The following is an 8,068-nucleotide window of genomic DNA, read 5'->3' as shown; positions in this document are numbered from 1 at the left end:
CCCCACAAATCAAGTTTTAGGGGGATCAGGAAACGGCCCTGGTGTTGTAGGGGCGGGTTCGGCTAATATGTATGTCTTCTCAGCAACAATCTATATAAACCCGCCCCCTAAGACTAATAACTGATCACTGTTTTTTTAATAAATATTGAGATTTGAAACAGTTTTTAACAACTTTGTATTTTTTACCAAATCTTTATTTTTGAGTTTTAGAGTGAAATTGTTGTTGGTTCAAGGGAACTGACCGGATTTTAAACAAGTATAAATTACATCTTTTTAAAATAAAAAACGAGGTTTTTATGAAAGACTGCCCCTGTTGCTCAACTGAAATGGTTCGTCAAATTCACGATAAACAAGTCTATTGGTTTTGTCGGCACTGTTGGGAACCGATGTTTGTTTATGATCTCAACAGATGGGGTTCATTGTTATCGGGGAATTTAGCGACTAAAATAGAACTCAAAAAACAACCTTCATCCGTGTTAGCTTAACTGTTCAATTGACTTTTGATAAATATTTATTGCTCGATTTTGTAGTTAATGTTTCTGCATTGATTGACGATCCGCTCTATGCTCTACCAACATCTCAAATCATTAAGTTACGAAATGTAGCCTAATGAATTTGAGATATCTTAGATATAGTGATCTAGCAATCTGTTTATGGCTCTATGACTAAACTCAACCCCATGAGAACTTTATGCCAAATACCTCTTAAAAAACTGCTGCCTTTGTTGCTGGGTGTATTCGCTTCTGTAGCGGTTTTTTTTCTCTGGCAACAACTCACCATAAACGAAGAACTTCAGATTAATCAGTTAATTCAACAAGAAGCCGATGCCATTCAGTTACAACTCAATCAAGAACTCACAACTCGGATACAGGGGCTTCAGCGCATAGCGAACCGTTGGCAAGCCAGTGGGGGTACGGCACGGGAACTTTGGGAAGCCGATACTACCGCCTATATAAATAATTTCTCTGGTTATCAGGCTATTGAATGGGTTGATTCTAATTTTCAAGTTCGTTGGGTGATTCCAGTAGTCGGAAATGAAGCCGTACAGAACCAAGATTTGAGTCAGGAGCGGCGTCGCCTGATTACGTTACGGTTGGCTCGTGATCTCAATCAAGTAATTCTAACTGCCAATATTTCACTTGCTCAAGGGGGTCAAGGATTTCTAGCAACTGTACCTATCTTTGTCGGAGATGAATTTGATGGATTTATTGTTGGTGTCTTTCGGTTTCAAACTTTATTTGATAGTGTTTTAAGAGTGCCATCTGGATATAAAGTTGCAATTTATGAGAGAGGGGAATTAATTTATCGTCAACCCGGACTTCCGACTGAATCTTCCTATCAGAAAACAGTATTTGTCAGGGCTTATGGTGCAGATTGGCGAGTTGAAGTTTTCCCAACACTTGAATTCATCTCAAAAACGAAATCTTTTTTACCGAGTCTCGTTTTTTTCGGGTGTTTTATTTTAATTTGGCTATTTGTATTAGTCGTGCATTTAGCCCAAGTTCGTCATCACCAAGTTAAACAACAGAAAAAAGTCAATCGCCAGTTAAAATGGGAAATTTACCAGCGACAACAGGCCGAATTAGAGATGGCTCGACTGGCTGCAATTGTTGAATCTTCAGAAGATGCGATTTTTAGTAAAAATTTAGAAGATATTATTACAAGCTGGAATGCAGCAGCAGAGAAAATTTTTGGTTATACTGGACAGGAGATGATTGGGAAATCGGGAAAAGAACTGATTTCCGCAGATTATAAACCGGAAGAAGAGAAGATTTTAAAAAGAATTCTACAGGGAGAACGCATTGAACACTACGATACAAAACGCCGTAAAAAAGATGGAACGATTATCGATGTTTCTCTCAGTGTTTCTCCGATTAAAGACGAGAATGGCAATATTATTGGTGCCTCAAAAATCGCTCGAAATATTGCCGATCGCAAACAAGCAGAAGTTGCCTTACGTCAAAGTCAAGAACGTTGGGAACTCGCTTTACGGGGGAATAACGATGGCATTTGGGATTGGAATGTTCAAACTAACGAAGTCTTCTTTTCCAGTCGTTGGAAAGAGATGATCGGCTATGAAGATCAGGAAATCCAAAACAGTTTAGATGAATGGGAAAAACGAGTTCATCCTGATGATTTAGCAGACGTAACGAAACTTATTCAAGATCATTTTGCTCAAAAAACCCCTTTTTACCTCTCAGAACATAGAGTGAGCTGCAAAGATGGTTCCTATAAATGGATTCTAGATCGGGGTCAAGCACTGTGGGATCATGCCGGGAATGTCATTCGGATGACAGGTTCTCATACGGATATTACAGAACGGAAAAAATCAGAAGTTGCTCTAAAAGAAAGTGAAGTTCGATATCGACAATTGATTAATAATTTAAGTGCTGGTTTTATCATTCATGCTCCTGATACCCGGATTTTACTCTGCAATTCAAAAGCTAGTGAATTACTTGGGTTATCGATGGAGCAAATGATCGGAAAAACTGCCATTGATCCAGCTTGGTATTTTATCCGGGAAGATGGAAGTCGAATGCCCACTGAAGAATACCCTATCCATCGGGTTTTATCGACTCAAACTCCCCTCAAAAATTATCTCTTAGGAATCAATAAAGGCAGTCCTCCCCTGACTTGGGTATTAGTCAACGCTTACCCCGAATTTGAGGCAAACGGTGAACTCAAACAAGTGGTGATTAGCTTTATTGATATTACCAAACGCAAGCAAGCCGAAGAAGAAATTCAACACACTCGCAATTTCTTACAAGCTTTATTAGATCATTTACCCCTGGCGGTTTTTGTCAAGGATGTACACTCTGAAAAATTTGGGGTTATTCAATTTTGGAATAAAACCAGTGAAGAGTTATTTGGCATCTCAGCAGAACAGGCACTGGGTCAAACCGTTTATGAATTTTTCCCAACAGAACAGGCAAACTTTTTTTACCAAAAAGATAGAGAAGCAATCGAAAAGAGAACTATTAAAGATATTACCGAAGAAGTAATTGATAGTTATAGTCGCGGCAGACGTTGGCTGCATACGGTGAAAGTTCCCGTTTATAATGAGCAGGATCAGCCCGATTATTTACTGTGTTTTTCAGAAGATATTACCGAGCGAAAACAAGCAGAAGCCGAACGACGAGAAATGACTGAGGTGATGGAAAATGCCTTATCAGGTATTTCTAAACTCGATGCTCAAGGATATTACCTTTATATTAATAAAAACTATGCGAACATCGCCGGCTACGAACCTGAAGACATGATCGGGATGGCTTGGCAAAAAACAGTACATCCTGACGAGTTGGAAAAATTGATTGTCGCCTATCAGCAAATGCTAAAAGAAGGTCGAGTCGAAGTTGAAACCACAGGAATTCGCAAAGACGGTTCGATTTTCTATAAACAATTGGTGATGATTGCGTCCTATGATGAACAGCAGGAATTTGTAGGGCATTACTGCTTTATGAAGGATATTACTGACCGCAAACAAGCCGAAATTAATTTTGAACAAGAACTGCTGCGAACTCAAACCCTATTTAATACCTCAATTGATGGTATTGTTGTGATGAATTCTCAAGGAAATGTGGTACAATCTAGCGCTAGTTTTGCCCGAATGATTGGCTACACCTTAGAAGAAACTCAAACTCTAAATGTTGCCGATTGGGATGCTCAGTGGACAAAAGAAGAGCTAAAACTGATGCTGAATCGAGAGGAAATTATTCCTCTATTCGAGACGAGACATCGCCGGAAAAATGGTTCAGAATATGATGTTGAAATTAGCTGGAACCGAGTCGAATTAGACGGTGATATCATGAACTTCTGCATCTGCCGCGATATCAGCGAACGCAAACAAACAGAGGAAGCGCTGCGATATCAAAAGGAAATGTTTCAAACGATTGTTAATAATATCCCGGTGATGATTACCTTGTTTAACCCCGAGGGCAAAATTCAATTTATTAACCCCGAAGTTGAACGGGTTTTAGGATATCCCCTCGAAAGCTGGCAACAAAAAGATATCTTAGCAAAATGTTATCCTGACCCCGTTTATTGTCAAAGTGTTTTAGAATTTATGTTAGCCGCAACCGGAGACTGGAGAGATCTGACCACCCTAACAGCAACCGGACAACAAATCAACATATCTTGGGCAAATGTGCGGCTATCAAGTGGGTATTCTTTGGGGATTGGTCAAGATATTACGGAGCGCAAAAAAGCCGAAATTAACCTGCAAATTTCTCAAGCCCGGTTTGCTGGAATTTTAGACATTGCTAGCGATGCGATTATTTCCATCAATAGCCAGCAGCAAATCACCCTATTTAATAAAGGGGCTGAACAAATTTTTGGTTACACGACAGAAGAAGTATTAGGAAAACCCCTCAACCTGTTAATGCCAGAACGCTTTGCCAATCTTCATCATCAGCACGTTAGCCAATATAGTCAAACTGAAAGTCATGGGCGACAAATGGCAGAGCGAGGCGCAATTTTTGGACGGCGCAAAGATGGCTCAGAGTTTCCCGCAGAAGCCTCTATTTCTAAGCTAAATCTCAATGGCGAGGTGATTTTTACCACCTTTTTGCGAGATATTAGCACCCGACAACTGATCGAAAACGCCCTGCGAGAGAGTGAAGCTCGCTTTCAGACTTTTATGAATCATAGTCCGGCTGCTGCTTGGATCACAGATGCCAATGGTTTGGTCGTCTATGTTAGTCAAACTTATCTTCGCTCCTTCGACTTACCGACTGATAATCTGATTGGCAAATCTATTTTTGAACTTTACCCCACTTCTATCGCTCAAGACTATTTTAATAATATTCAGACCGTCGCTAAAACTCTCCAAGTCCTCAAAGTTATTGAAATTGCGCCCCGTCTAGATAAAAGTCTGGGTCATTTTTTGGTCTATAAATTTCCAATTCCTGACTTATCTGGAGATTTATTAATTGGAGGAGTTGCCATTGATATCACCCAACAACATCAAGCTGAAATTGCTTTACAACTGAGCGAAGAACGCTTGCAACTCGCACTCGAAGCCTCTGGAGATGGACTCTGGGATTGGGATCTCAGTACAGGCAAAGTTTACCTCAATTCCTACTATCAGGAGATGCTAGGCTATCCGCCTGAAGAGTTAATTATGAATACAATGGTTTGGGAAAATATGATTCACCCCGATGATAAATCCAGGGTCTTTGAATGTCTAAATGCTCACTTGCAAGATCCCTCCGTCAACTATAACTTTGACTATCGGGTGCGCTGCAAGTCTGGGGAGTGGAAATGGGTCGCTAACTATGGTAAAGTTGTCCTCCGTGCTCCCCAAGGTAAGCCGTTACGGATGATTGGAACCCACAAAGATATTAGCGATCGCAAACAAACAGAACTTGCACTCCGACAAGCAATGGAAGCCGCAGAAGCCGCGAACTTAGCAAAAAGTATCTTCCTCGCCAATATGAGTCACGAACTGCGGACTCCCCTAAATGTGATTCTCGGGTTTACTCAGGTGATGGCTCGTGATCCTTCCCTGACTTCCACTCAACAAGAAGATCTACAAACTATTCAGCGCAGTGGCGATCATCTCTTGAGTTTGATTAATGATGTCTTAGATCTCTCTAAAATAGAAGCCGGACATTGCACCTTAGAAGAAACGGGTTTTGATTTAATTGCCTTGCTGCATTCGCTACGAAATATGTTAGCTGAACGCGCCAGTTCTAAAGGGCTTGACCTTTGTTTTGAAATTGCACCCGAAGTTCCTCAATTTATTGTGGCAGATGCTCAAAAACTTCGTCAAGTTCTGCTCAATCTTCTCAGTAATGCCATTAAATTTACAAAAAAAGGCAATGTAACACTACGAGTTCAAACTCAGGAATTTCAACAGCCTAACACCCTGATGTTTGAAGTCGAAGATACCGGAGTTGGTATTGCTCCAGAAGAATTAAATACGATTTTTGATGCCTTTGTACAAGCCCAAGCCGGAAAACGTTTTGTTAGTGGAACAGGCTTAGGATTAACCATTAGCCGCAAATTGTTAGAACTGATGGGCGGAGAAATCACCGTCAAGAGTAAAATAGAACAGGGAAGTACATTTTCGTTTACCCTGCCCGTTCGCGTAACTGATGGAGTCGATCTCACCCCTGAACAGAGCGATCGCCTGGTGATCGGGTTAGCTCCTGGGCAACCTCATCGCCGCATTTTAGTCGTGGATGATCGGGCTGAAAATCGTTTACTCATGGTCAGATTACTGTCAAACTTGGGATTAGAAGTACGCGAAGCTAGTAACGGTCAAGAAGCAGTACAGCTTTGGAAAGAATGGCTTCCCGATCTGACTTGGATGGATATTCGGATGCCCATATTAGATGGCTACGAAGCTACAAAGCAAATTCGGGCAATCGAACAGGGAAAAACCAGTATTATTATCGCCCTCACCGCCCAGGCTTCCCAAAGCGATCGCGCTCTTGCCCTGGCTGCTGGTTGTAATGATTATATCAGTAAACCTTTCCGTGAACAGACTTTATTTCTGAAAATGGCGGAATATTTGGGTTTAGAGTATCTTTATCAACAACAGGAAACTGTGTTCTCAGCATTCGGGAAAGAGTCATCCCAAGAGCATTCTTGGAACGGGAAACCAGACACTCGCAAGCCAAAACCTCATTTTGATCCTCAGCTTTTGGCCTCATTACCTCAAGCTTGGTTGATGAAATTAGAAGATGCGGCTATTTGTGGAAATGATATGGCGATCGCTGAATTAGTTGATGAACTTTCTCCTGAATTCGCTCAACTGGGAACTCGTCTAACAGAACTTGCAAACCAATATCAATTTGAGCGAATTGTTAATCTCATTCAAAGCCGAGAATAAGAGAATTTAAACACAGTAATTTATTAATAATCTTAAACCAAAAACGATTACTACTCTAACTTTGAAAAAGATGACGATTTTACTTAGATCTCCGACAGAAACGAATATTCTCATCGTAGATGATACCCCCGATAATTTGCGATTGTTAGCCAAAATTCTAGAGTCACAGGGCTATATTGTTCGTAAATCTCTCAATGGAAGAATGGCACTCCAAGGAGTTAATCGTGATCCTCCTAATTTGATTTTACTCGATATTAATATGCCGGAAATGAATGGCTATGAAGTCTGCAAACAGTTAAAAGCTTCAGAAGAAACGGCTCAGATTCCGGTGATTTTTATTAGTGCCTTAGAAAGACTTGAAAATAAAATGCAAGCCTTTGAATTAGGAGGTGTTGATTATATTACTAAACCGTTTCAAGAACAAGAAGTGTTGATGCGAGTAAAAAATCAATTACTCATCCAACAACAGCAGCAAAAACTCATCGAACAAAATCAACGTTTAAAACAGGAAATTCAAGAGCGTTTAAAAGCAGAAGCAGAAGTCAGACAGTTATCTCTGACGGATGAATTAACCGGACTTTATAACCGACGAGGCTTTTTTGTCTTAGCTGAACAACAAATCAAAATCGCTCGACGCACTCAAGTTTCATGCTGTATTGTATTTGCTGATTTAGATGGATTGAAGAAAATTAATGATACACTAGGGCATGAAATCGGAGATAAAGTCATTGTTGATGCCGCCAAAATCTTAAAACAAACCTTTCGAGATGCGGATATTATTGCTAGACTAGGAGGCGATGAATTTGCTTTATTTATATCCGGTGTAGATGGCAGTATATCTAACTTTTATGTCCGGCTAAAAGCAAATATTGATGAGTTAAATCAAAAGCAAAATCAAGCTTATAAACTTTCAATGAGTATGGGAATACAGACTTGTAATTTTAATGATAATGACTTTTCACTCGAACAAGGATTAGCACTGGCTGACCAACTCATGTATGAACATAAACAGAATAAATATAGCAGTATAGCAGAAGTCAGGAGACAGTAGACAGGAGACAGGAGGAAATCAAGAAGAAGAAAGAGGAGGATTATGAGAAAGTTTTTGATCACTAATTATCCGGACATGATATGATAAAGGTTTCAATTCTGTCTCCTGTCTACTGTCTCCTGACTTCTGCTATACTGCTATATTTATTCTGTTTATGTTCATACATGAGTTGGTCAGCCAGT

At 40.2% G+C, this 8,068-nt stretch carries 3 protein-coding genes; all 3 read left to right on the top strand.

All coding sequences use genetic code 11. The features are described 5' to 3' along the window. Positions 1–296: 296 nt before the first annotated feature. The 3 genes from WN50_RS11555 to WN50_RS11545 all read left to right on the top strand — a co-directional run bounded on the left by WN50_RS11555 (position 297) and on the right by WN50_RS11545 (position 7,886). Positions 297–485: a hypothetical protein gene (locus WN50_RS11555; protein WP_046278695.1), complete on the top strand. Its 189-nt coding sequence runs from the start codon at positions 297–299 to the stop codon at positions 483–485. 176 nt (positions 486–661) lie between these two features. Further along, the gene (locus tag WN50_RS11550) at positions 662–6,835 is read left to right on the top strand and encodes a PAS domain S-box protein (protein WP_053221494.1); all 6,174 of its coding nucleotides are present in this window, start codon (positions 662–664) and stop codon (positions 6,833–6,835) included. Between the two features lie 70 nt (positions 6,836–6,905). Beyond that, positions 6,906–7,886 carry a GGDEF domain-containing response regulator gene (locus WN50_RS11545; RefSeq protein WP_046278694.1) on the top strand — a complete coding sequence of 327 codons (981 nt, stop codon included), beginning with the start codon at positions 6,906–6,908 and terminating at the stop codon, positions 7,884–7,886. Positions 7,887–8,068 lie beyond the last annotated feature (182 nt).

The sequence above is a fragment of the Limnoraphis robusta CS-951 genome, from assembly GCF_000972705.2.
This window is presented reverse-complemented; position numbering and strand designations above follow the sequence as displayed.